This window comes from Rossellomorea arthrocnemi (assembly GCF_904424705.1).
In the GTDB taxonomy this organism is placed as follows: Bacteria; Bacillota; Bacilli; order Bacillales; family Bacillaceae_B; genus Rossellomorea; species Rossellomorea arthrocnemi.
The window spans coordinates 1-26,140 of record NZ_CAJGBF010000003.1; the positions used below are offsets into that span (position 1 = coordinate 1).

The 26,140-nt window shown below is 42.6% G+C and carries 25 protein-coding genes and 1 other annotated feature; of the genes, 24 read left to right on the forward strand and 1 reads right to left on the reverse strand.

Translation table 11 applies throughout. The annotated features are described in order from the left end of the window. Positions 1-252 precede the first annotated feature (252 nt). The 24 genes from spoIIGA to pyrE all read left to right on the forward strand — a co-directional run bounded on the left by spoIIGA (position 253) and on the right by pyrE (position 24,294). Positions 253-1,179 carry a sigma-E processing peptidase SpoIIGA gene (gene spoIIGA / locus BAA9072_RS05615; protein ID WP_201713724.1) on the forward strand — a complete coding sequence of 309 codons (927 nt, stop codon included), beginning with the start codon at positions 253-255 and terminating at the stop codon, positions 1,177-1,179. 53 nt (positions 1,180-1,232) lie between these two features. Next, positions 1,233-1,952 (forward strand): RNA polymerase sporulation sigma factor SigE, encoded by a 720-nt coding sequence (sigE, locus tag BAA9072_RS05620; protein WP_079531515.1) that lies wholly within the window; start codon positions 1,233-1,235, stop codon positions 1,950-1,952. Between the two features lie 201 nt (positions 1,953-2,153). Beyond that, on the forward strand, positions 2,154-2,930 hold the full coding sequence (sigG, locus tag BAA9072_RS05625) for an RNA polymerase sporulation sigma factor SigG (protein ID WP_098350949.1): 777 nt from the start codon (positions 2,154-2,156) through the stop codon (positions 2,928-2,930). Positions 2,931-3,325: 395 nt separating this feature from the next. Continuing rightward, positions 3,326-3,613: a YlmC/YmxH family sporulation protein gene (locus BAA9072_RS05630; RefSeq protein ID WP_034755825.1), complete on the forward strand. Its 288-nt coding sequence runs from the start codon at positions 3,326-3,328 to the stop codon at positions 3,611-3,613. Positions 3,614-3,664: 51 nt separating this feature from the next. Continuing rightward, a complete protein-coding gene (pgeF, locus tag BAA9072_RS05635) occupies positions 3,665-4,483 on the forward strand; it encodes a peptidoglycan editing factor PgeF (protein ID WP_201713725.1) in 819 nt (272 codons plus the stop codon). A 4-nt stretch (positions 4,484-4,487) separates the two neighbouring features. Beyond that, the gene (locus BAA9072_RS05640) at positions 4,488-5,162 is read left to right on the forward strand and encodes a YggS family pyridoxal phosphate-dependent enzyme (protein WP_201713726.1); all 675 of its coding nucleotides are present in this window, start codon (positions 4,488-4,490) and stop codon (positions 5,160-5,162) included. 16 nt (positions 5,163-5,178) lie between these two features. Further along, positions 5,179-5,622 carry a cell division protein SepF gene (locus BAA9072_RS05645; protein ID WP_201713727.1) on the forward strand — a complete coding sequence of 148 codons (444 nt, stop codon included), beginning with the start codon at positions 5,179-5,181 and terminating at the stop codon, positions 5,620-5,622. Between the two features lie 8 nt (positions 5,623-5,630). After that, positions 5,631-5,894 (forward strand): YggT family protein, encoded by a 264-nt coding sequence (locus BAA9072_RS05650; RefSeq protein ID WP_201713728.1) that lies wholly within the window; start codon positions 5,631-5,633, stop codon positions 5,892-5,894. Between the two features lie 90 nt (positions 5,895-5,984). Next, positions 5,985-6,755, forward strand: coding sequence for a YlmH family RNA-binding protein (locus tag BAA9072_RS05655; RefSeq protein ID WP_201713729.1), 771 nt, complete (start codon positions 5,985-5,987; stop codon positions 6,753-6,755). A gap of 89 nt (positions 6,756-6,844) precedes the next feature. Further along, positions 6,845-7,360, forward strand: coding sequence for a DivIVA domain-containing protein (locus BAA9072_RS05660; RefSeq protein ID WP_098350955.1), 516 nt, complete (start codon positions 6,845-6,847; stop codon positions 7,358-7,360). 47 nt (positions 7,361-7,407) lie between these two features. Next, positions 7,408-7,642: a binding site (T-box leader), on the forward strand. A 115-nt stretch (positions 7,643-7,757) separates the two neighbouring features. After that, positions 7,758-10,529 (forward strand): isoleucine--tRNA ligase, encoded by a 2,772-nt coding sequence (gene ileS, locus BAA9072_RS05665; RefSeq protein WP_201713730.1) that lies wholly within the window; start codon positions 7,758-7,760, stop codon positions 10,527-10,529. 142 nt (positions 10,530-10,671) lie between these two features. Next, entirely contained in the window at positions 10,672-10,953 is a 282-nt protein-coding gene (locus tag BAA9072_RS05670; protein ID WP_201713731.1) for a hypothetical protein, read from the forward strand. A 108-nt stretch (positions 10,954-11,061) separates the two neighbouring features. Then, on the forward strand, positions 11,062-11,556 hold the full coding sequence (gene lspA, locus BAA9072_RS05675) for a signal peptidase II (protein WP_201713732.1): 495 nt from the start codon (positions 11,062-11,064) through the stop codon (positions 11,554-11,556). After that, positions 11,528-12,439, forward strand: coding sequence for an RluA family pseudouridine synthase (locus BAA9072_RS05680; protein WP_201713733.1), 912 nt, complete (start codon positions 11,528-11,530; stop codon positions 12,437-12,439). Before lspA ends, BAA9072_RS05680 begins: the two co-directional genes overlap by 29 nt. Before the next feature lie 193 nt (positions 12,440-12,632). Continuing rightward, entirely contained in the window at positions 12,633-13,178 is a 546-nt protein-coding gene (gene pyrR, locus BAA9072_RS05685; protein WP_201713734.1) for a bifunctional pyr operon transcriptional regulator/uracil phosphoribosyltransferase PyrR, read from the forward strand. A 141-nt stretch (positions 13,179-13,319) separates the two neighbouring features. Next, the gene (locus tag BAA9072_RS05690) at positions 13,320-14,651 is read left to right on the forward strand and encodes a solute carrier family 23 protein (protein WP_201713735.1); all 1,332 of its coding nucleotides are present in this window, start codon (positions 13,320-13,322) and stop codon (positions 14,649-14,651) included. 159 nt (positions 14,652-14,810) lie between these two features. Next, positions 14,811-15,689, forward strand: coding sequence for an aspartate carbamoyltransferase catalytic subunit (locus BAA9072_RS05695; protein WP_201714038.1), 879 nt, complete (start codon positions 14,811-14,813; stop codon positions 15,687-15,689). Between the two features lie 15 nt (positions 15,690-15,704). Beyond that, entirely contained in the window at positions 15,705-16,991 is a 1,287-nt protein-coding gene (locus tag BAA9072_RS05700; RefSeq protein WP_201713736.1) for a dihydroorotase, read from the forward strand. After that, positions 16,988-18,079: a carbamoyl phosphate synthase small subunit gene (locus tag BAA9072_RS05705; RefSeq protein ID WP_201713737.1), complete on the forward strand. Its 1,092-nt coding sequence runs from the start codon at positions 16,988-16,990 to the stop codon at positions 18,077-18,079. The genes BAA9072_RS05700 and BAA9072_RS05705 overlap by 4 nt, the downstream gene beginning before the upstream one ends. Beyond that, positions 18,072-21,284: a carbamoyl-phosphate synthase large subunit gene (gene carB, locus BAA9072_RS05710; RefSeq protein WP_201713738.1), complete on the forward strand. Its 3,213-nt coding sequence runs from the start codon at positions 18,072-18,074 to the stop codon at positions 21,282-21,284. Before BAA9072_RS05705 ends, carB begins: the two co-directional genes overlap by 8 nt. Then, positions 21,281-22,054 carry a dihydroorotate dehydrogenase electron transfer subunit gene (locus BAA9072_RS05715; RefSeq protein ID WP_201713739.1) on the forward strand — a complete coding sequence of 258 codons (774 nt, stop codon included), beginning with the start codon at positions 21,281-21,283 and terminating at the stop codon, positions 22,052-22,054. The genes carB and BAA9072_RS05715 overlap by 4 nt, the downstream gene beginning before the upstream one ends. Further along, positions 22,051-22,992 carry a dihydroorotate dehydrogenase gene (locus BAA9072_RS05720; RefSeq protein ID WP_201713740.1) on the forward strand — a complete coding sequence of 314 codons (942 nt, stop codon included), beginning with the start codon at positions 22,051-22,053 and terminating at the stop codon, positions 22,990-22,992. Before BAA9072_RS05715 ends, BAA9072_RS05720 begins: the two co-directional genes overlap by 4 nt. Continuing rightward, the gene (pyrF, locus tag BAA9072_RS05725; RefSeq protein WP_201713741.1) at positions 22,964-23,674 is read left to right on the forward strand and encodes an orotidine-5'-phosphate decarboxylase; all 711 of its coding nucleotides are present in this window, start codon (positions 22,964-22,966) and stop codon (positions 23,672-23,674) included. The genes BAA9072_RS05720 and pyrF overlap by 29 nt, the downstream gene beginning before the upstream one ends. Further along, positions 23,671-24,294: an orotate phosphoribosyltransferase gene (gene pyrE / locus BAA9072_RS05730; protein ID WP_201713742.1), complete on the forward strand. Its 624-nt coding sequence runs from the start codon at positions 23,671-23,673 to the stop codon at positions 24,292-24,294. The genes pyrF and pyrE overlap by 4 nt, the downstream gene beginning before the upstream one ends. A gap of 108 nt (positions 24,295-24,402) precedes the next feature. Here the strand turns inward: pyrE and BAA9072_RS05735 are convergent, their stop codons facing one another. Continuing rightward, the gene (locus tag BAA9072_RS05735; RefSeq protein WP_201713743.1) at positions 24,403-26,106 is read right to left on the reverse strand and encodes an Rqc2 family fibronectin-binding protein; all 1,704 of its coding nucleotides are present in this window, start codon (positions 26,104-26,106) and stop codon (positions 24,403-24,405) included. Between the last annotated feature and the right edge of the window lie 34 nt (positions 26,107-26,140).

A 26,140-nucleotide genomic window follows, 5' to 3' on the forward strand; every position in this document is an offset into this window, starting at 1 on the left:
ACTATGCCCTGGGGGTTTCTTGCTTTTGTTATAACTTACTACTCACAACAAAAATCTATCCGCAAACATATTTTAACAGGAAATATTGAATCAATAATTACTGACATTTTTCGTTCATATCTCCGAAAAGTTTTCCTTTGGAGCATACAAAAAATGACAACCTTTAAAAGGTATGTACGATATACTTCTGATAAGTCATTGATGTCTGGTAACTGAAAGCTACTAGGTAAAAGTGTTAAAGGAGGGTAGAGATTGACTTTATATTTGGATGTCATCTGGTTGTTAAATCTGTTAGTAGACTTTTTCTTGCTATGGTTCACAGGTATCATCCTAAAGAGACAATATGCCCTTTGGAGAATAGGTATCGGAAGTTTGATAGGTTCGGTCATTATTCTCCTGGCTTTTTCACCCTTTGCTCATTTTTCAGGAAACCCTTTTGTAAAGTTATTATTCTCCATTGTTATGGTGTATTCATCCTTTGGCTATAGAAGATTACGCTATTATTTATCAAATCTTCTTATGTTTTATTTCGTCACCTTCTTAACAGGTGGAATTTTAATTGGGACTCATTATTTTATCAGCTTCGATCCAAGCAGGGAATCATCTATGCTGATCGCAAGCATACGAGGATTTGGTGACCCGATAAGCTGGGTATTTGTAATGCTTGCTCTGCCGATTGCCTGGTACTTTTCAAAAGGTAGGGTGGATAGCATTGAGCATGTGAAGATTCAATACGATCAACTCCTGGAAGTCAGCATTCAGATTGAAGATTTTCAATGTACCGTAAGCGGTCTTGTGGATAGTGGGAATCAACTTCAGGATCCAATTTCAAAAAGTCCGGTCATGATCCTGTCCATTGCAGAAATAGAGGGAGGTATCCCGGATGAAATGAAGGCACTTTGCCATGATGTGGATGATATTTTTTCAGGTGATAAGCATATCGACACCCGTTGGTCTGACAGGATGCGTATCGTACCTGCCCAATCGGTAGGAAGGAATAGTCAGCTTCTTGCTGCCATCAAGCCTGATTCATTAATATTGAAGGATCATGAATCCGAATGGGCCATACCGAACGGGTTAATTGCCTTCAGGGAAGAAGCTCTGTCAGCCGATGGGAATTTCCAAGCGATCGTCCATCCGAAAATGGCTTCACGAAAGCCGGTGCTTAACGTTTCGTAGATCAATTATTACTACTATACTCACAATTTAAAGAAATAGAAGGGGGAGCAACAATGAAAAAGTTCAAATTCAAATTTTTATACTATTGGTACAAACTGTTAATCAAGCTTGGATTAAAGACAGATGAAATTTACTACATAGGTGGCAGTGAAGCACTTCCTCCTCCCTTGACGAAGGAAGAGGAAGAAGTGCTCCTCAATAAGTTGCCAAAGGGAGACAAGGCAGCGCGTTCCCTGTTAATTGAACGTAATTTAAGGTTGGTTGTATATATCGCCCGAAAGTTTGAAAATACAGGGATTAATATAGAAGACCTGATCAGTATCGGAACGATCGGCCTTATTAAAGCAGTCAATACTTTCAATCCAGAAAAAAAAATCAAGTTGGCGACCTACGCTTCAAGATGTATTGAAAATGAGATACTCATGTACTTAAGAAGAAACAACAAGATCCGTTCAGAGGTTTCATTTGACGAACCCCTAAATATCGATTGGGATGGAAATGAATTGCTGTTATCAGATGTTCTAGGAACGGATGAGGATATCATTACAAAAGACCTTGAAGCAACAGTCGACAAAAAACTGCTCTTTAATGCCCTGCATCAGCTAACTGACCGTGAGAAACAAATTATGGAGCTTCGTTTTGGCTTAATGGGGGAGGAGGAAAAAACCCAGAAAGACGTAGCTGATATGCTGGGGATTTCCCAGTCTTACATTTCCCGATTGGAAAAAAGGATTATTAAACGTTTAAAGAAGGAATTTAATAAGATGGTCTAAAAATGTAAGCTGACTTTTTCAATTGAAAAAGTCAGCTTTTTATTATTGTTAAGAATCAAAAAAAATTTACAGCTCATTTATCCAGATATCGTAAGGGATTTGGGATGTTCCCTCAAAATGGTGAGCAGAACGAAATGCATATTTTTCCTCTTCAAGGAAATACTGAATTTTGTACAGCAGCTCCTACAAGGAGGGGAAAGAATGACACGTAATAAAGTCGAGATTTGTGGCGTGGATACGTCCAAATTGCCAGTCCTCAAAAATGATGAAATGAGAATTCTATTCAAGGAAATGCAAGCAGGTGACATCACCGCTAGAGAAAAACTGGTTAATGGAAATTTGCGCCTCGTCTTAAGTGTAATTCAACGCTTTAATAACCGTGGTGAGTATGTTGATGATTTATTTCAAGTAGGGTGTATCGGATTAATGAAATCCATCGATAATTTTGATTTAGGTCAGAACGTTCGATTCTCTACATACGCGGTTCCTATGATCATAGGGGAGATCCGTCGATATCTAAGAGATAATAACCCAATAAGAGTGTCCCGTTCACTGCGGGACATTGCGTACAAGGCTCTGCAAGTAAGAGAGAAATTAATGGGGGAAACATCCAAGGAACCAACTGCAGAAGAAATTGCTAAAGTTCTTGATGTATCCCACGAGGAAATTGTGTTTGCACTGGATGCCATCCAGGACCCCGTTTCGTTGTTTGAACCCATATATAATGATGGAGGAGACCCAATATTCGTAATGGATCAACTGAGCGACGAAAAGAACCGTGATTTCCATTGGATTGAAGAAATTGCCCTTCAAGAAGGAATGAGACGATTAAATGATCGTGAAAAACTCATTATCAGCAAACGCTTCTTTCAAGGAAAAACTCAAATGGAAGTCGCTGACGAAATCGGCATCTCCCAAGCACAAGTATCAAGACTCGAAAAAGCAGCAATCAAACAAATGAACAAAAATATTCAGTGAAAAAAGAAATGCGGAGGCGGCTCGTTCAGCCCTGACAAGCACAACAGGGAAATCCCAAAAGGCGTATTTTGCCTTATGGGATTTTTCAGTTGTGACCTCGAGGGGCTAGCCGCAGCAGCTGGACAACGAAATTCGGAAGGGCTTTGCCCAGAGGCGACAAGCATAAGGCGAACCATCCGGAAAGGCGTACTTTGCCTTTTTGGATGGTTTGACTTTTGACCTCGAGCCTCTAAGCCCTGTAGCTGGACAAAGAAAAGAAAGGCAGATCTCCTTCAGGGAAGGTCTGCCTTTCTTTTTGCTGCATACACTTATAATATCTACTTGAAAAGGGTGAAAAGTGTGTCCATGCACATTTGCCAAACAATAATGAACAACATGAAAAGAGGGTGTAGAATATGGTGCGTATTTCTGAATTCCAGGTGAAGGATGTCGTGAGTATTTCAGATGGGCGGAAATTAGGCAATATTGGTGATATTGAAATCAACCTGGATACTGGAAGAATTGAGGCAATCGTGATTGGGACAGGAGGGAAGATATTGGGCTTTTTCGGAAAAGACGAAGATATTGTGATTCCCTGGAGCAGTATCGTAAAAATAGGGGAAGATGTGATTCTGGTGAGATATAAAGACAGCCACTATATTCAAGGACAATTGCAGGAACCGAAACAATCCCCCGATACATGACGAATCTTCAAGTTCTATGGTACACTAAATAAAAAACGAAGGAGATTCAACGTGTCTAAAGAGCCTTTTGTAGTAAAGACAGACGCTTTTTATACCATTAGTAAATGGGCGAAAGAAAACCCAAAACTAGTCGCGGGAATAACAACAAAGCGTGGTGGAATAAGTGCCAAACCGTATGATTCATTCAATATGGGTTTCCATGTAGGTGACAAGGACACGTCAGTCAACTTGAACCGCCAATCCCTTGCTTCAGTTCTTAATATGCCTCTCGAAAAATGGGTAGCGGCTGAACAAACACATGGGAACAATATATACTCTCCAAATTCAGAAGATGCAGGGAAAGGTTCAGGAAACTATTATAGCAGCATTAAAGACACCGACGGATTCTTAACGGGAGAAAGCAATATTCTGTTAACGATGTGTTATGCAGATTGTGTCCCCCTTTATTTCCTGGACAGAGCGACGGGGACAATTGGATTGGCTCACGCCGGGTGGAAGGGGACAGTTCTTGAAATAGGTCCGAAAATGGTCGGTGAGTTTATTGCAAAAGGGTCGACGGTTTCTTCGATAGAAGTGGTCATTGGGCCGTCCATATGCAAAGATTGCTATACGGTGGACGACTATGTGATTGATAAAGTGAAAAAAACACTAGAAGATGAAAACAACTTACCCTATAATTTAAAAGAAGAGGGACAGTACAACCTCGACCTGAAGAAGTTAAATCAACAGCTCTTAATTCAGAGCGGTTTACATTCTGAACAAATCCTTACTTCCAGTTTTTGTTCGTCCTGTCACGAGGAATTTTTCTCTTATAGAAGAGATGGTGGGGAAACGGGGAGAATAATGAGTTTTATTGGCTGGAAGGAGTAATAAAATGAAGGTTTCGGAAAACGTAAAAATTATCAAGGAAAACATTCAACGTGCCTGTGAACGCAGTGGAAGAATGACAGAAGACATAAATATTGTCGCGGTTACGAAATACGTATCCATTGAACGGGCAGAAGAGGCGGTTAAAGCAGGTCTTATCCACTTAGGGGAAAACCGGGATGAAGGACTGATCTCTAAGTGGGAGGTTTTATTGGACAAGCCCCAGTGGCATTTCATTGGCACCCTGCAGTCAAGGAAGGTCAAAAACATCATTGATAAAGTATCATACATACACTCCCTGGATCGTCTGTCATTGGCGAAAGAAATTCATAAGAGGGCGGATAAGCCAGTGTCTTGTTTCGTTCAAGTGAATGTGTCGGGAGAAGAGTCCAAGCATGGTATTTCTCCTGAAAAAGTGAAGGAATTTATCGGCAAATTGAATAGCTTTTTCAATATTAAAGTCGTTGGATTAATGACGATGGCTCCGCATACGGATGATGAACTATTCTTACGTTCCTGTTTCAGGCAACTGAAAACCATTCAGGAAGAAATACATTCACTCAACCTTCCTTACGCCCCGTGTACGGAATTATCCATGGGGATGAGCAATGATTACATGATTGCGATCGAAGAAGGTGCCACATTTATTCGTATTGGAACTGCATTAGTTGGAAATGACTGAGAGGGGATGAATACAAATGGGTATTAAATCAAAGTTTAAAACGTTCTTTTTGCTGGATGAAGATGAATATGATTATGAAGAAGAAAAGTATGAAGAAGAATACGAGGAGAAAAAGCCTATGAAGTCGCAGCTTTCAAATTCGAAACAAAATGTTGTGAGCCTTCAAAGTGTACAAAAATCTTCAAAAATGATTCTTGTTGAACCGAGAGTATATGCGGAGGCCCAGGAAATAGCTGACCATCTGAAGAATCGCAGGTCTGTACTCGTTAATCTTCAGCGGATACAACATGATCAGGCAAAGCGGATCGTCGATTTTCTCAGTGGCACCGTGTATGCCATCGGAGGAGACATTCAGCGGGTAGGCGATAATATTTTTCTGTGCACACCAGACAATGTAGAAGTAAGCGGTAATATTTCTGAGTTCTTGAAAGAGGAAGACCTATCAGATTCGAGGTGGTAATGTAAACTATGGTAATGCTTTATGAAATCTTGTATAAACTAATACAATTATATTCCTGGGCGTTAATTATTTATATTTTAATGTCCTGGTTTCCAAGTGCAAGAGAGACGTCGATCGGACAGTTCCTTGCAAGGATCTGCGAACCGTATTTAGAACCTTTTAGACGTTTTGTTCCATCGATCGGGATGATTGATATTTCACCGATTGTGGCATTCATTGTGTTGAACCTGGCGCAATCGGGTTTATACCAATTGTTCAAGTGGCTTATTTAATCGGGACTAAGAATCCAACCATTAAGGACTGAAACCGGTCAAACCGTTTCAGTCCTTTTATTTTGGGTAAATAAAGGAGGGGATGAACTCTTGTCTTCAATCTATCAACACTTTAGACCTGATGAAAAAGAGTTTGTGGATGCTGTTTTAGAGTGGAAGAACACGGTTGAACAACAATATGCGCCGAAACGGACGGACTTTTTGGATCCAAGACAGCAACATATTGTCGAGTCGATTGTAGGAAATAACGATGAAATCATGCTTTCCTTCTTTCCGGAAGATACAGAACGGAAACGAGCTTTATTGTATCCTTCCTATTTCCAACCGGGAGAAGAAGATTTTGGAATAAAGGTTTTTGAAATACAGTATCCGTCGAAGTTTGTTACAATAGAGCATAGACAGGTATTAGGGACCCTAATGTCTCTTGGCTTGAAGCGGGATAAATTTGGGGATATTGTGACTGGCGATGAGACCATCCATTTGTTGCTTGCAGATGAAATCTCAGATTACGTTCGCATGGAACTCAACCAAATAGGAAAAGCCAAGGTATCTTTAAAAGATATACCATTGCATGAAAAAATGGGAAGTCTGGAAGAGTGGCAGGAAAATACAACGACTGTCAGTTCATTAAGGCTTGACGTCGTACTCGCTGCAATTTACAATGATTCCCGCCAAAAGGCTCAAACATTGATAAAAAGCGGTCATGTGAAAGTGAATTGGAAAACCGTTGAAAATCCGTCTTTCGAAGTGCAAGCGGCAGATGTACTATCCTCAAGAGGGTATGGAAGAAGTAAGTTATTGTCCATCGAAGGAAGAACCAAAAGGGACAAATGGCGAATCTCTGTGGGGATCCTGAAATAATTTCAGAAAAATAAAGGAAATCCCCCACATACTGTCGAAATTTTAGTTATAATAAATATGTAATTCACCAAGTACTGGAGGTGGCTCCCATGCCTTTAACGCCATTAGACATACATAATAAAGAATTTAGTCGTGGCTTTCGTGGTTATGATGAGGATGAGGTTAATGAATTTTTAGATCAGATTATTAAAGATTACGAAATTCTGATCCGTGAGAAGAAAGAAACGGAAGAACGTTTGAACTCTTTGAATGAACGTTTAGGTCATTTTACCAACATTGAGGAAACGTTAAACAAATCAATCGTCATTGCTCAAGAAGCAGGGGAAGAAGTCAAGAGAAATGCAATGAAAGAGTCAAAGCTCATCATTAAAGAAGCAGAGAAAAATGCTGATCGAATCGTGAACGAATCATTGTCAAAGGCCCGTAAGATCGCCATTGAAATTGAAGAGCTCAAAAAACAGTCAAAAGTGTTCAGGACCCGATTCAAAATGTTGATCGAAGCCCAACTGGATCTTCTTGATACAAATGACTGGGATCAATTGATGGAATTCGATTTGGATGCAACGGATTTAAAAACTTTAAAAGAAGAAGAGACATTGTCTTGACGAAAAGAGCAATACTTTCATATAATTGAACAACAATCTTAATTGTCATATAGGCTAAGACAGGGACAGTACGTTCTAGTAAGGAATCCTTTCTAGCGAGTCGGGGACGGTGTGAGCCCGACAGGGAAAGAAGCGCGGAATATCACCCTCGAGCCCTATTCATGAAATTCAAAATGGAGAGTAATGATTAGCGATTTATTCACGTTACGAATCATAACAAGTGAAGACCCTATTCGGTCTTTATGAGGGTGGTACCGCGGGAAAAGCTTTCTCGTCCCTTTTCAGGGATGAGAAAGCTTTTTTTATTTTTCAAAAAGGAAAGTACTTCCTGTCTGATTAGGAAGTCCAGGAATTAGAAAAGATGGCAATGAAGAGACACGTTTAGGAGGAAGATTTCATGGAATATAAAGATACATTATTGATGCCAAAAACGGAATTCCCGATGAGGGGAAATTTACCGAAGCGCGAACCGGATACACAGAAAAAATGGGAAGAAATGAACATTTATCAAAAAGTGCAGGAAAGAACGAGTGATCGTCCTTTATTTGTTCTTCACGATGGACCTCCATATGCCAATGGAAATATCCATATGGGTCACGCATTAAATAAAATTCTTAAAGATTTTATCGTCCGCTACAAGTCTATGAGCGGCTTTCATGCACCATATGTTCCGGGTTGGGATACTCATGGTTTACCGATTGAGCAGGCGTTGACGAACAAAGGCGTCAAGCGAAAAGAGATGACGATTGCAGAGTTCCGTAAACTATGTGAGGAGTACGCATATGAGCAAGTTGAAAACCAGCGTACTCAGTTCAAGCAATTAGGGGTACGAGGTGATTGGGAAAATCCTTACATCACGTTAAAACCTGAATATGAAGCCCAGCAGATCAAAGTGTTCGGTGATATGGCGAAAAAGGGTTATATCTATAAAGGGAAGAAGCCTGTATATTGGTCACCATCAAGTGAATCAGCCCTCGCAGAAGCTGAGATTGAGTATCAAGATAAGCGTTCTCCATCCATTTATGTTGGATTTGGCGTTACAGATGGAAAAGGGGTCCTTGAAGAAGGCACCCAACTCGTGATCTGGACAACGACACCTTGGACAATTCCTGCCAACCTTGGAATTGCCTTGCACGCAGATTTAAGTTATGTCGTTGTAAACGTAAAAGAAAACAGCTATGTCGTAGCAGAAGATTTACTTGAAGATGTCGCCGAGAATCTAGAATGGGAAAGCTATTCTATCATCCATAAGGTAAAAGGTGCAGAGCTTGAGCATATCGTTGCGAAACACCCACTGTACGATCGTGACTCTCTTGTAGTACTTGGTGAACATGTTACGACTGATTCAGGAACTGGTTGTGTTCATACAGCACCTGGGCATGGTGAAGATGACTTCCTTGTTGGAAAGAAATACGGCCTGGATGTATTGTGTCCGGTCGACGACAAAGGGGTTATGACATCCGAAGCTCCCGGGTTTGAAGGGCTATTCTACGATAAGGCCAACAAACCGATTACAGAGAAGCTTCAGGAAGCAGGGGCACTTCTGAAATTAAACTTTATCACTCACTCCTATCCACATGACTGGCGTACGAAAAAACCGGTTATTTTTAGGGCAACGGCACAATGGTTTGCTTCCATTGATAAATTCCGTAATGAATTACTTCAAGCGGTTAATGATACGAAATGGGTTCCCGCATGGGGAGAAACCCGTCTTTACAATATGGTCAGAGACCGTGGAGACTGGTGTATCTCTCGTCAACGCGCATGGGGAGTGCCGATCCCGGTATTTTATGCTGAAAACGGTCAGGAAATCATCACAGATGAAACGATCGAGCATGTATCCAAACTCTTCCGTGAACAAGGTTCAAATATCTGGTTCGAGAAAGAAGCCAAGGATCTGCTACCGGAAGGTTTCTCTCATGAAGGAAGTCCGAATGGCCAATTCACGAAAGAACAGGATATCATGGACGTTTGGTTTGATTCAGGTTCTTCACACCAGGCGGTTCTTGAGGAAAGAAACGACTTACAGCGTCCGGCAGACCTATACTTAGAAGGATCTGACCAATACCGCGGATGGTTCAACTCCTCATTGACGACTGGTGTAGCCGTAACGGGTAAGGCTCCATATAAAGGTGTCCTTAGTCATGGGTTCGCTCTTGATGGTGATGGAAGAAAAATGAGTAAATCACTGGGCAATGTAGTGGTACCAGAAAAAGTCATGAAGCAGCTTGGGGCCGATATCCTTCGACTTTGGGTAGCGTCAGTTGATTATCAAGCAGATGTTCGTGTATCAGACCCAATCTTGAAGCAGGTGGCTGAAGTATATCGTAAGATCCGCAACACCTACCGTTTCTTATTAGGGAACCTTTCTGACTTTGATCCAAGTGCAAATGCGGTAGCTTTTGATCAATTAAGAGAAGTGGACCAATTTATGCTCGTGAAACTGAATGATCTTGTAGATAATGTGAAAAACTCATATGATAAGTATGAATTTGCAAGTATCTATCACGCGGTCAACAACTTCTGTACATTAGATTTAAGTTCGTTTTACCTTGATTTTGCGAAGGATGTTCTTTATATTGAGTCTGAAGATCATTACGAACGTCGTGCGATTCAGACCGTATTATATGAATGCTTGTTGACCATTACAAAACTGATGTCACCGATCCTATCTCATACTGCTGATGAAGTTTGGGCCTATATCCCGGGTGCTCAGGGCGAAAGTGTTCAACTAACTGATATGCCAGAGGTACAGCACTTTTCAAATGCAGATGAATTGAAGAAAAAATGGAATACATTCTTAGAATTAAGAGACGATGTATTAAAAGCCCTTGAGGAAGCGCGAAACCAGAAGATGATTGGTAAATCATTGACGGCAAAGGTAACACTTTACGTAAATGATGATACAAAAATCTTACTCGACTCCATCAAAGAAGACTTAAAACAATTATTCATTGTATCTGCCTTTGAAATTGGTGGAGCGGTGAACGAAGCACCTGAACACGCGTTAAGCCTAGGTGAAAACAATATTGTCGTCGAGAAAGCAAAAGGTGAAACCTGTGACCGCTGTTGGATTGTCACAACAACAGTAGGCGAAGACAAAGATCATCCAACCCTTTGCACACGCTGTGCGACTGTTGTGAAAGAAAACTATTCTCACCTGACATAATGTAAACATTAAGGGTGGCCTGTAAATTGACAGGTCACCCTTATTTTTATTTTATACTCAACCTTTCAAATTCCATAATTGCTATATCTTGCAACACAAGATTCAGGGTATTTCCTCCATACTATAAATGGAGGGATAAAAGATGACATATGACCGATACACATCCATTGTTCAAGAGCTGATAACATCCTTGAAGGAGCTTGAGGCAAGTCAATCTCAACATCCTTTAATCCAACAGTATATAAACGAAGAAATTTCTGAGGTGAAACAAGCACTGTCACGTGTTCGTGATAATCAATACGGATACTGTGAGATGAGCGGGGAAGAAATCCCATTCGATTACATGTTGATGAATCCTACCTGCACCACGATTGACGATGCATTGGAATGGAGAAAATTTGGGAAGATCTCATCATATTCGTAGATTTTTCACTCCGCTTTCCATTGTTCTTCTCCAGTTAAAGTGTCTTTATTTCCCCATTTATGCTAAAATGCAAAGGTAATCATTTAACGATGTTCGGAGGTTGCCTTTGTGTATTATTATTTAGTGGCTTTGGTTGTAATTGGATTAGATCAATTAACAAAATGGTTGGTTGTAAGAAGAATGACCGAGGGAGAAAGCATATCGATCATTGACAATGTCTTTTATCTTACTTCTCATCGGAATCAAGGTGCAGCATGGGGAATACTCCAAGGACAAATGTGGTTTTTTTACATTATTACATTAGTAGTGATTGTAGGTATCGTGTATTATATGCAAGTCCATGCAAAGGGGCATTCATTGTTTAGTTTAAGTCTTGCTTTCATGCTAGGCGGTGCAATTGGAAACTTTATTGACCGTGTCTTCAGAAAAGAAGTGGTCGATTTCTTGAATACATACATCTTTTCCTATGATTTCCCGATTTTTAATATTGCCGATGCATCATTAACCATTGGAGTAGCACTCTTACTAATTTATATGTATTTAGACGAACGAAAAGCAAAGAAGGAGAACAAAAATGGAAGTAATTCAGCACAACATACGTGAGGAAAACCAGGGAGAACGAATTGATAAGGTCATAAGTCAGTTGAATAAGGAATGGTCCCGCTCCCAGGTACAACAATGGATCAAAGATGGTCATATCAAAGTTAATGAAGAAATGGTCAAACCTAACTTCAAATGTCCTTTGAATGCAGTCATCACGGTATCGATCCCGGAACCGGAAGAATTGGACGTAGAGCCTGAGGATCTGAATCTGGACATTGCATATGAAGATACAGATGTCATTGTCGTGAATAAGCCGAAAGGAATGGTTGTTCACCCAGCCCCGGGGCATTATTCAGGGACGATGGTGAATGGCTTGATGCATCATTGCAAAGACCTCTCAGGCATTAATGGAGTTCTAAGACCCGGTATCGTTCATCGGATTGATAAGGACACTTCTGGACTACTGATGGTTGCGAAAAATGATTTGGCTCATGAGCATTTGGTCAACCAGCTTGTTGCAAAGTCCGTTACAAGAAAATATACTGCCATCGTACACGGCCTTATTCCCCATGAATACGGTACGATCGATGCTCCAATAGGCAGAGACCCTAAAGACCGCCAAAGTATGGCAGTTGTGGATAATGGTAAACAAGCGGTCACTCATTTCAAAGTATTAGACCGATATAAAGATTTCACACTGGTTGAATGTGAATTGGAAACAGGAAGAACCCATCAAATTCGTGTGCATATGAAATACATCGGCTTCCCGCTTGCGGGGGATCCGAAATATGGTCCACGTAAAACGTTGAGTATTGAAGGGCAGGCCCTACATGCCGGATTACTGGGTTTTATTCATCCAAGAACGGAAGAATACATGGAGTTTCATGCGGAGCTACCAGAGGAATTTACGAAATTGATCAAGCATCTTGAAAATAATCGTTGACAAATTTCGACTTGACCATTATGATGTAAGTAATTGAATAAGTAACCTTTAATACGGTCCCGTGAGGCTGAGAAGGAGCAGTGTACGACCAAATAACTTTGGCGTGCAATTAGACTTTAACGATAAGTGTGCCCTCTCATCTCTACGGTGAGAGGGATTTTTTATTAAATAATAAGAAAACGAGGTGGCGAAGATGTCAAAGAAAGCAACGGTCCTGGATCAACCCGCCATTCGAAGGGCGCTCACAAGGATTGCCCATGAAATTATCGAAAGAAACAAAGGGATTGAAGATTGTGTTCTTGTTGGAATCAAAACAAGGGGCATTTACATCGCCAACCGATTAGCCGAGCGGATTCATGCAATTGAAGGGGAAGAAATTCCCGTAGGGGAAATAGACATCACCCTTTATCGTGATGATTTAACAAAGAAAACAGAGGATCATGAACCAGAAGTGAAAGGTTCTGATCTTCCGGTTGATATTACAAATAAGAAAGTCATTCTGGTAGATGATGTATTATTCACTGGAAGAACAGTCCGGGCGGGTTTGGATGCCTTGATGGATCTAGGCAGACCCAGTCAGATACAACTGGCTGTCCTGGTCGACCGGGGGCATAGGGAATTACCGATACGGGCAGATTATGTCGGGAAAAATATACCGACATCCAGCTCTGAAAAAATCATGGTCGCGTTAACCGAGGTAGACAAGGAAGACGTAGTCGCCATACACGAAAAAGAATAACTGAAGTCCTTTTAAGAGCGGTCCAGTGAGGCTGACAAAGGATGGGAACGAAGGTAGTAATCAGGCCTTCTTGTACCCTCTTTGTGCCCTCTTTAGGACAAAGAGGGTTTTTTTACGGGTAAATTTGAGGAGGAAACACACATGAATCAAAATCAACAAGTCGTATTGGACGTAGAAGAAGTACCTAATATAGGAAAATGGATCACACTCAGCATACAGCATTTATTCGCCATGTTCGGGGCAACGGTACTCGTTCCATTCCTCGTCGGATTAAGCCCGGGGGTTGCCTTGATCTCAAGCGGATTAGGAACACTTGCCTATCTGCTGATCACAAAGGGAAGGATTCCGGCATATTTAGGATCCTCATTCGCATTCATCGCACCCATCTTAGCCGCGAAGAGCCTGGGAGGCCCGGAAGCCGCCATGATGGGCAGCTTCCTCGCAGGAATTGTTTACGGGATCGTCGCGTTACTCATCTCAAAGCTTGGATTGAAATGGTTGATTAGAATTTTGCCTCCGGTTGTTGTAGGACCTGTTATCATGGTGATTGGACTTGGTCTTGCCGGAACGGCTGTCAATATGGCCATGTATGAAAATCCAGGAGCAGAACAATTGGTTTACAGTAACACACACTTCATGGTTGCACTTGCCACATTGGCGATAACGGTCATCTGCTCGATTTACTTTAAGGGATTTCTCGGAATGGTGCCGATCCTTGCCGGAATCATCGGTGGATATGTCATCGCGGTGTTCGCAGGGCTGGTGGATTTTCAGAAGGTAATTGATGCACCTCTCTTCCAAATGCCTGACTTCTTTGTACCTTTTATTGACTACACGCCAAGCTTCTCTTGGGAAATCGTGTCCATCATGGTTCCGGTTGCCCTTGTGACACTGGCAGAGCACACAGGGGATCAGATGGTGTTAAGTAAAGTAGTAGGACGAAATTTCATTGAAAAGCCAGGCCTTCACCGCTCCATTCTTGGAGACGGAGTAGCGACTGTGATCGCATCCTTCCTTGGTGGGCCGCCTAATACAACATACGGTGAAAACATTGGGGTTCTGGCCATTACACGGGTGTTCAGCGTGTTCGTCATCGGTGGAGCGGCGGTCCTGGCTATTATGTTCGGGTTTGTCGGAAAAATTACAGCATTGATCGGCTCGATTCCCTCGGCAGTCATGGGTGGCGTGTCCATCCTTCTGTTCGGAATCATCGCTTCAAGCGGACTGCGCATGCTGATCGATAATAAAGTAGACTTAGGCAACAAGCGGAACTTAGTCATCTCAAGTGTCATCCTTGTGATAGGAGTGGGTGGGGCATTTGTAAAAATAAATGAGAATGTATCCTTATCCGGAATGGCTCTTGCTGCAATTGTAGGGGTGTTCCTGAACCTGGTTTTACCAGGAAGGAAAGAAAGTGAAGGAGAAAACAATTTATTCGAAGAAGAAAATACAAAGCAACATGATGTTGCATAGAACCACCTTTTAAAAATAGTCCAGAGAGTCTAAGAAGGGTGAATTTGAACAAGGCATTCGGGAGTTTCCGCACTGTCCCGGTTGGTATGTTCAAAAACACCCTGTCAGGAAGATGACAGGGTGTTTTTTTGAAAGAAGTGAAGATAGGGGTGTCTAATGATGAAGAACTTGTTGACGATGAATGACTTATCAAAAGAAGAAATCATTCAAATACTGGATGATGCCGAGCGTTTTAAAGAAGGGGGAACCTGGGAGGATGGCTCAAAAAAATATGTTGCCAATCTATTTTTCGAGGCAAGTACCAGGACAAAATGCAGCTTTGAAATGGCAGAACGGAAGCTTGGGCTTGAAGTTATTCCATTTGAAGCACAGGCATCAAGCATCCAAAAAGGCGAAAGCCTGTATGACACGGTGAAAACATTAGAAAGCATCGGAGTCGAAACGGTCGTCATCCGTCATTCCCTTGAGCGTTACTTTGACGAATTGGTACCACTCAACATAAGTGTGATCAATGGGGGGGATGGATGTGGGAATCATCCTACTCAATGTCTCTTAGATCTGTTGACCATACGTCAAGAGTTCGGCCGATTTGAAGGACTCAGGGTATCCATCATCGGAGATATAGCCCATAGCAGGGTGGCCAGGTCAAATGCGGAAGCATTAACAAAACTCGGGGCAGAAGTCCTGTTCTCAGGACCAAGGGAATGGTTCCCATCAAAGGACCGCCATCAATATATGCCTATAGATGAATGTATAACAGATTCCGATGCTATCATGCTTCTCCGTATCCAGCATGAGCGTCACGACAGTACCTCCACCCTGACAAAACAAGAATATCATGAACGTTTCGGTTTAACGGTGGCTCGTAAAGAAAGAATGAAACCCTCGGGAATCATCCTTCATCCGGCACCTGTCAATCGGGGAGTTGAAATTGCAGATTCATTGGTGGAATGTGACCAATCAAGAATTTTTAAACAAATGGAAAATGGAGTATTCGTCAGAATGGCCGTTTTAAAAAGAGCACTTGAAATCAACTAACTAGGGGGAAATGAAATGAACTGGATAATCCGTAATGCACGTATCGTGGAAAAAAATGGTGAATTAATGAATGTGGATGTCAAAGTTGAGAACAAGAAAATCACCGAAATGGGTGCAGGACTGAAAGGGACTGATCACCAGGAATTTCAAGCAGAAGGATTATTGCTTTCCCCGGGATTTGTCGATTTGCATGTCCATTTGAGAGAACCGGGAGGCGAGCATAAAGAAACGATAGAAACGGGAACAAAAGCAGCTGCAAAAGGTGGATTCACAACCATCGCCGCTATGCCGAATACAAGACCTGTACCTGATTCAGTGGAAAACCTCCAATCTCTAAACAATAAAATCAATGAGTCATCTAACGTTAGGGTTTTGCCATATGCAGCCATTACAGAACGACAAGTCGGGAAAACAATCAATGACTTACCTTCATTAAAGGATAATGGAGCCTTCGCCTTCACGGATGATGGAGTGGGTGTCCAATCTGCAGACGTGATGTTTGAAGCGATGAAACAAGCTGCCGGTATTAGTGCATCCATTGTTGCCCACTGTGAAGAGAATACCTTGATTTATGGAGGGGCGGTTCATGATGGAACGTTCTCTAAAGAGCATGACCTGAAAGGCATTCCTTCCATCTGTGAAGCTGTACATATATCCAGGGACGTGCTTCTGGCTGAAGCAGCAGGAGTTCATTATCACGTCTGTCACATATCTACGAAAGAATCTGTCAGGGTGGTCAGGGATGCAAAGAATGCTGGTATCAATGTGACGGCTGAGGTAACACCTCATCATCTTCTGCTATCCGAAGACGATATACCCGGGCTTGACCCCAACTTCAAAATGAATCCACCTCTTAGGAGTAAAGAGGATCGACAGGCCTTAATAGAGGGACTGCTGGACGGTACTATTGATTTTATCGCCACCGACCATGCACCGCATACAGAAGTAGAAAAGTCAGAAGGGATGCGGCTCGCTCCATTCGGAATCGTGGGCTTGGAAACTGCATTTCCGTTGCTCTATACACATTTTGTTGAAAAAGGAATCTTTACATTAAAGCAGTTAATTGACTGGATGACCATTAAACCAAGTTCAGCCTTTAATCTTCCGTATGGACTACTTGAAGTAGGAGGAGATGCTGACTTTACGCTCATTGATATAAAAGAACAAAAGGTGATTGACCCGGCAAAATTTTTATCAAAAGGGAAAAACACGCCATTTAAAGGATGGGAGTGCAAAGGTTTTCCGAAAGCAACTTTTTACCAGGGATCTCTTGTATGGAATGAAGGAGGAGACGAACAATGAAAAGACAACTCATTTTAGACGATGGAACAGTTTTCGTGGGGGAAGGTTTTGGAGCAAATGAAGAAACGATTGGTGAAGTCGTATTCAATACGAGCATGACGGGCTACCAGGAGATTCTATCAGATCCTTCGTACTGCGGACAGCTTGTTACCTTGACCTATCCACTTGTAGGAAACTACGGGATAAACCGGGACGATTTTGAGTCGATTACTCCGGCCATCAAAGCGTTCATTGTGAGAGAAGTGGCAGACTTCCCTTCTAATTGGAGAAATGAATCGACATTGGACGAATTACTAAAAGTTAAAGGTATTCCGGGAATTTCAGATATCGACACGAGAAAGTTAACAAGGATCATCAGAAAACATGGAGCAATGAAAGGAATCATTTGTTCTGCTGAATTAGATCCACAAGACATGCTTGATAAATTGCAGGACACTCCACTCAGAAGTGATCAGGTAAAACAGGTTTCCGCGAAGACAGCCTATGCCAGCCCAGGCCGAGGCTACCGTGTGGTGTTGATGGATTTCGGAATGAAACATGGGATTCTGCGAGAATTAAATAAGCGCGATTGTGACGTGGTTGTGGTTCCTTATGATACTTCTGCGGAAGAAATCAAGCGTCTGCAGCCTGACGGGATCATGTTATCTAATGGTCCGGGGGATCCGAAAGATGTACCTGTTGCGATTGAAACGATTAAGGAGTTACTGGGTGAAATTCCCCTCTTTGGTATCTGTTTAGGGCATCAATTATTTGCTCTGGCATGTGGAGGGGACTCATTCAAAATGAAATTTGGCCATAGAGGGGCCAACCATCCGGTTAAAGATTTGAAATCTGGAAAAGTGGCACTTACCTCACAGAACCATGGTTATGCAGTTGATGAAAAATCTTTAGCCGGATCAAGGTTACAGGTAACCCATTTGGCCATAAATGATGGAACAGTAGAAGGATTAAAGCATTTGGACTTCCCTGCCTTTACGGTACAGTATCACCCTGAAGCATCTCCGGGACCAGAGGATTCAAACTACTTATTCGATGATTTCTTACAACTTATGAAAGAGGAGAAAAGAAAGGAGCTTCAACATGCCTAAACGCACAGACATCAAAAGCATCTTAGTTATCGGAAGCGGACCCATCATCATTGGACAGGCGGCAGAATTCGACTATGCGGGAACCCAAGCCTGTATCGCCTTAAAAGAGGAAGGATACCGGGTCATCCTTGTAAACTCGAATCCTGCAACGATCATGACAGACGCAGAAATGGCCGATAAAGTATATATCGAACCCCTGACACTTGAATTTGTCAGCAGGATCATACGTAAAGAACGTCCGGATGCCCTGTTACCTACATTAGGTGGACAAACAGGATTGAATCTGGCTGTTGAACTTGCCCAATCGGGAGTTTTAGAAGAATGCGGAGTTGAAATTCTCGGTACGAAGCTTTCTGCGATCGAGAAAGCGGAAGACCGTGACTTGTTCAGGAACTTGATGAATGAAATGGGAGAGCCTGTCCCGGAAAGTGAAATCATTCATTCCCTGGATGAAGCCTATCAATTTGTGAATGAAATCGGGTATCCAGTCATCGTCCGTCCCGCCTATACGTTGGGTGGAACCGGGGGTGGAATATGCCATGATGAAGACGAATTGGTCGAGATAGTAAGCTCAGGATTGAAATATAGTCCAGTAACCCAATGTCTACTGGAGAAAAGTATTGCAGGATTCAAGGAAATAGAATATGAGGTTATGAGAGATGCAGCTGATAACGCAATCGTGGTATGTAATATGGAAAATATCGACCCGGTCGGAATCCATACGGGAGATTCAATTGTTGTAGCACCAAGTCAAACCTTAAGTGACCGTGAGTATCAAATGCTGCGGAATACAAGTTTAAATATCATCCGTGAGTTAGGAATCGAAGGAGGTTGTAATGTTCAGCTTGCACTCGATCCTGACAGCTTCCAGTATTACATTATTGAAGTAAACCCAAGGGTGAGCCGTTCATCTGCACTTGCATCAAAAGCAACCGGCTATCCGATTGCAAAGCTTGCAGCGAAGATCGCGGTCGGCCTGACCCTGGATGAAATGATGAATCCTGTAACAGGTAAAACATATGCATCATTCGAGCCTGCACTTGATTATGTAGTCACGAAGATCCCGAGATGGCCGTTTGATAAATTTGAAGCTGCCAAGCGTAACCTCGGTACTCAAATGAAAGCAACCGGTGAAGTCATGGCGATTGGCCGAACATTCGAAGAATCACTCCTAAAAGCAATCCGCTCCCTGGAAAGCAATACGTATCATATGGAACTAAGTGATGCCCACCAATTTACGGACGAGTGGATCGAGAAAAGGATCCGCAAAGCCGGAGATGAGCGCCTGTTCTATATCGGGGAAGCACTAAGAAGAGGAGTAACAATTGAAACCATACATGAATGGAGTAAAATCGATCTCTTCTTCTTGTACAAGATGAATAGAATCGTAGAGTTTGAAAATGAATTATCACTAAATCCTTTCAATCTTGAACTCGGTCAAAAAGCGAAGCGCATGGGCTTTTCAGACATCACACTTGCTAAACTATGGCAGAGTGCGGAAGTAGATATTTATAACTGGAGAAAAGAAAATGAACTGATTCCTGTATATAAAATGGTAGACACTTGTGCAGCAGAGTTTGAATCAGAAACACCATACTTCTACGGCACCTATGAGGAAGAGAATGAATCCAGGATCACCGAGCAGGAAAGTGTCATCGTACTTGGTTCTGGCCCTATCAGGATCGGTCAGGGAGTTGAGTTTGATTATGCGACCGTACACTCAGTATGGGCTATTAAAGAAGCGGGTTATGAAGCGATCATCGTGAATAATAACCCGGAAACCGTCTCGACTGACTTCAGTATTTCGGATAAATTATACTTCGAGCCTCTGACTGTAGAAGATGTGATGCACATCATCGATCTCGAAAAGCCGAAGGGAGTCGTCGTTCAGTTTGGTGGTCAGACCGCTATCAATCTTGCAGATGAGCTTGTAAGACGGGGAGTGACGATTCTAGGTACATCACTTGAGGACCTGGACCGTGCAGAGAACCGGGATAAATTCGAGCATACATTGAATGAACTCGGCGTTCCGCAACCAGAAGGGAAAACAGCAGTTTCGGTGGAAGGTGCGATTGAAATAGCCAAAAGCATCGGCTATCCGGTACTGGTCAGACCTTCGTATGTTCTCGGTGGAAGAGCGATGGAAATCGTATATCGGGAAGAAGAGCTTCTTCAATATATGGAGAACGCAGTAAAGGTCAATCCGCAACATCCAGTACTAATCGACCGCTACTTGATCGGTAAGGAAATAGAAGTGGATGCCATCTCAGATGGTTCAGACGTCGTCATCCCTGGAATAATGGAGCATATCGAGCGTGCGGGAGTTCACTCGGGAGATTCGATTGCGGTGTATCCACCACAGCAGCTGACACCTGATCAGCAACAAACCATTGTCGATTATACGACGAGACTTGCAAAAGGATTGAACATTGTAGGATTATTGAATATCCAATATGTCATTTCAAAAGGTGAAGTATTTGTCCTGGAAGTGAATCCGCGTTCCAGTCGGACAGTGCCATTTATCAGTAAAATAACGAATGTGCCAATGGCGAATATCGCAACCAAGTCCATCCTGGGCATATCCCTGAAAGAGCAAGGGTACGAGTCAGGACTTGTGCCTGAAAAACAAGGTGTCTATGTGAAAGTTCCAGTCTTCTCTTTTGCCAAACTAAGACGGGTGGACATCACTTTGGGACCTGAGATGAAATCAACAGGAGAAGTGATGGGGAAAGATCAGACATTGGAAAAAGCACTTTACAAAGGAATGGTTGCAGCAGGGATGCAAATGAAAGAATATGGCTCCGTACTAATGACTGTTGCAAATAAAGACAAGGACGAGGCGGTTCATTTGGCTCAACGCTTTATCGATATCGGGTACCAAATCCTCGCAACGAAGGGTACGGCAGAGCATCTGACAAAAGCGAATATCAATGTTCGTGAAGTAGACAAGATCGGATCCAGCGGACCAACCCTCTTGGACATCATTCAAAGTGGGGAAACACAGCTTGTCATCAATACACTGACAAAAGGAAAGCAGCCTGCTCGTGACGGGTTCAGAATTAGAAGAGAATCTGTAGAAAACGGTATTCCTTGCCTAACGTCCCTTGATACTGCAGAAGCCATCCTGAGAGTGATTGAATCCATGACCTTCTCGGCAGATGCTCTAGATTCACAGGCGAAAACGAGAGAGGCGGTTTATCAATGATCGTAAACGAAAAGATGGTTGTGCTTTCACATGAAAGGATAGCTGAAAATATCTTTGAACTCGTTCTTCAAGGTGATTTAGTGGGTGAAATAAAGGCTCCTGGCCAATTTGTTCACGTAAAGGTCGGAACGGGTATCGATCCATTGCTCAGAAGGCCGATTTCCATCGCCTCTCACGACCATGAAAATCACTCCATGACCCTGATCTACCGCGCTGAAGGAAAAGGGACTAGACTACTTTCCGCAATGGAGAGGAGCGAAAAAGTCGACGTGTTAGGGCCTTTGGGTAATGGCTTCTCCATTGAAGATGGAAGTAAGACCGCATTGTTAGTAGGTGGGGGAATTGGAGTTCCTCCTCTCTACGGTCTTTCCAAAAAGCTTGTGGATAATGGTTGGAATGTAAAGCATATCCTCGGTTTCCAAAATGAAGCCGTGAGCTTTTATGAAAATAAGTTCAAAGAACTGGGAGACACCTATGTTGCCACAGTAGACGGCTCACTTGGTACATCTGGGTTTGTAACAGATGTCATCCAGGAGGAAAAGCCAGCCTTTGATGTATTTTATTCCTGTGGTCCGACAGCGATGCTGAAAGCGTTGGAATCCGATTTGAAGGACAAACAAGGTTTCATCTCATTAGAGGAACGAATGGGCTGTGGAATCGGTGCTTGTTTCGCCTGTGTTTGTCATACACAGAATGATCCGGAAGGATCGAGCTATGTTAAGGTGTGCAGTGATGGACCAGTATTTCCAGTAGGGGAGGTACTATTATGAAATCATTACAAATCGAATTACCCGGATTATCTTTAAAAAACCCGGTCATGCCAGCGTCAGGATGTTTTGGCTTTGGTCGAGAGTATAGTCAGTTTTATGATCTAAGCGAACTTGGAGCCATCATGATCAAAGCGACGACGGAAGAGGCACGCTTTGGTAATCCAACTCCCCGGGTTGCTGAAACAAATGGCGGAATGTTGAACGCGATTGGGTTACAAAATCCTGGGCTAACCGGTGTAATGGAAAACGAACTTCCCTGGCTTGAGGCCTACAATGTTCCGATTATTGCCAACGTGGCAGGGTCTCAAGTTGAGGATTATGTTGAAGTGGCAAAAGTCATTTCATCCGCTAAAAACGTGACTGCACTTGAACTTAATATCTCCTGCCCAAATGTAAAAACGGGTGGAATCGCTTTTGGCACCATCCCTGAAGTAGCGAAAGAATTGACTGAGAAGGTAAAAGAAGTCTCACAGGTCCCTCTTTATGTGAAATTATCACCGAACGTCTCCAATATTGTTGAAATGGCCAAGGCTGTTGAAGCAGGCGGTGCAGATGGTTTAACGATGATCAATACACTTCTCGGGATGAGATTGGATAGGAAGACAGGAAAGCCGATTCTGGCAAATAAGACCGGGGGATTATCCGGGCCAGCCATCAAACCTGTTGCGATCCGGATGATTTATGAAGTGAGTCAAAAAGTGGATCTTCCGATTATTGGAATGGGAGGGATACAATCTGCTGAAGATGTGATCGAATACTTCTTCGCAGGGGCAAGTGCCATTGCAGTCGGGACAGCAAACTTCGTTGATCCATTCGTCTGTCAGCGAATCATCAACGATTTACCACCTTTACTTGAGGAACTTGGTGTCGACCATATATCGCAATTAACAGGAAGGAGCTGGGGGAAGCATGAATCAAAAACCGTTCATAGCACTTGATTTTCCAACCTGGGAGATGACATCCACCTTTTTGGATCAATTCTCAGAGAGTTTAAATGTAAAAGTCGGTATGGAGCTGTATTTTCAAAATGGACCGGTCATTCTGGAGAAGTTATTAAATAAAAATCATCGTATTTTCCTGGACTTGAAACTTCATGATATTCCCAATACAGTGTATGGAGCCATGAAGGGACTAGCAGGCTTCGACCTGGAGATGATCAATGTACATGCCGCAGGTGGCAGCGTGATGATGGAAAAGGCGTTGGAAGGTCTTCATGCGGGAACTCCTGCCAATCATAAACGAGCAAACCTGATAGCCGTCACACAGCTGACGTCAACAACCGAAGAACATATGCGGAAAGAACAACTTATACCGATACCCCTTCATGAGTCCGTTTTACATTATGCCGCCCTAGCGAGAGAAGCAGGCCTGGATGGAGTGGTATGCTCTCCTCTCGAATCACACTTGATTAAAGAACATTGCGGGAATGACTTTATACGCGTCACTCCGGGGATACGGTTGGCAGAAGATCATTTAGGAGATCAAAAAAGAGTCACCACACCAGAAATGGCAAAAGACTTAGGGTCTTCCTACATAGTCGTTGGAAGAAGCATCACAAGTGCCGACAATCCGGTGGCTGCATATGAACGGATCGTCCATGATTGGGAGGGAAAAGAATGAAACAAGAAATCGCCAAAAAATTATTAGACATCGAAGCTGTATTTTTAAACCCGAAGGAGCCTTTTACATGGTCATCCGGAATAAAGTCACCGATCTATTGTGATAATCGACTGACACTGTCTTATCCTTCCGTGCGTAATGAAATATCAACAGGACTATCGGAGATGATTCGGAAGCGTTTTCCTGAGACGGAAGTCATCGCAGGAACAGCAACTGCGGGGATCCCGCATGCCGCCTGGGTGAGTGAGAAATTAAATCTTCCCATGTGTTATGTCAGATCAAAAGCTAAAGCCCACGGAAAAGGAAAGCAGATTGAAGGAATAGCAGCTCCGGGACAAAAAGTTGTCGTTGTAGAAGACCTTATTTCCACGGGAGGGAGCTGCATAACTGCGGTGAATGCTTTGAGGGAAGCGGGCTGTGACGTATTAGGAGTAGTAGCCATCTTCACATATGAACTTGAAAAAGGGAAACGGTCGCTTGAAGCGGACGATATTAAAGCCTATGCCTTATCTGATTATTCAAGTTTATTGGATGTAGCTGTCCAGAATGAGATCATCCGGGAAGATGAGTTGGAACAATTGAAACTTTGGAGAGAAGACCCGGAGAAATGGGGATTGTAAGGAGAAAGCAACTCGTTGTTGAGTTGCTTTTTGTATTTTGTGCAAATCAAAAACACTCTCACTCAGGGTCCGGATTTTACTGAGTGAAAGTGAATTCTCACGAAAATATCAATCCTTCAACAATCGAACCAAGTCCAAATCAGGTGTCACATACACAGTTTGCTGACCTTCATAGATGACAAACCCGGGCTTGGCGCCTTTGGGCTTTTTCACTAGTTTGACTTCAGTGAAATCAACAGGAACCGAGCTTGATTCGCGTGCTTTACTGAAGTAGGCAGCAATATTGGCTGCTTCCTTAATGGTTTGCTCAGAAGGATTTTGACTCTTGATGACTACGTGGGAGCCAGGTATATCCTTGGTATGGAGCCAGACCTCTTCTCTTCCGGCGATCCGGTTGGTTAAGTAGTCGTTTTGTTTATTGTTTTTACCCACCAGGATTTGTGTCCCGTCAGTTGATGTGTAGTGTTCGAGTACGGGCTTTGTATTTGCCTTTTTCTTTTTCGTTTGCTTTCGTACCTTCAGGTAGCCTTCTTCTTCAAGTTCTTCCCTTATTTCTTCTACATCTTTCGTAGAAGCCGATTCTAATTGCTGCAGTAATTGTTCTAGATAGACAATTTCTTCCTGAGCTTTTTCAATTTGCCCATGAACGATCTTGATGGCATTCTTTGCTTTTTGATAACGTGAAAAATAATTCTGTGCGTTATCGGAAGGCGATTTTTGAGGATTAAGTGGAATCATAACACTCTCCCCGTTTTCATCATAGTAATTGACTACGCTGACTTCCGTCATACCCCGTTCAACGGCATATAGATTCGAAGTAAGGAGTTCCCCGAGCAGTTGATATCGGTCAGCCTGTTGTGCATCTTCCAATGTTTGCTCTAATTTCGTGATTTTGTTGACGTTTTTATCCCGTTCATTTCGAATAAACCTCTCCAGGTCATTTCCCTGTTGCTTGACACGATCACGCACAGCCTTCTGGTAAAAAAAACGGTCAAGGAGCTCACTTAAGGTAGGGAATGTTTGTTTTTCCCCTTGAACATGCTCGAGGTCCATCCAATAAAACGTTTCCTTTTCGGCGCTGATTAGGGTGGGTGTTATATCATAATTTTTAGCATGTTCAATCAACGTTACGAATGAATCCGCGATGGTAGACTGATTTCCGATCCCGGCGCGGTGAACGACTTCTTTCGCATAAAGAGGAGATATTCCGGCGAAAGTTTGGACAATTTGCTTATCAAGTTTTCCTGAATTGAAATCAAGGGCCATTAGTACATCATCAGTGCTTGCTCCAAGTGGATCTCTCTTATCCTGTTGAGGAGGCAGCACGTATGTATGACCCGGTAATACAGTACGATGCGTATTCATGCTCGGTGAAATATGTTTGATGCTGTCTAGAATCATATTTCGTTCTTTATCCACGAGAATGATATTGCTATGGCGTCCCATGATTTCAATGATCAGTTGTTTGTAAGAAATATCCCCGATTTCATTTCTGCCTTTTACTTCAATTATAATCATCCGGTCCAACTCAACCTGATTGATCTTTTCGATCATAGATCCTTCGAGATGTTTACGCAGCAACATACAGAACATGGGGGGCACCGATGGGTTCTCATAGTTCTCACTGGTTAATTGAACACGGGAGTAACTTGGATGAGCGGATAAAAGTACTTTGTGATTTTTTCCATTTGCCCGAATGACCATGATGATTTCATTCTTATATGGCTGATGTATTTTATTAATCCGTCCGTGTAATAAGTTCTCATTCAATTCTTTCGTCATGTTTCTTGTAAATAATCCATCAAATGACATATATAACATCCTCTGCTTTTTTACGATTTCAACA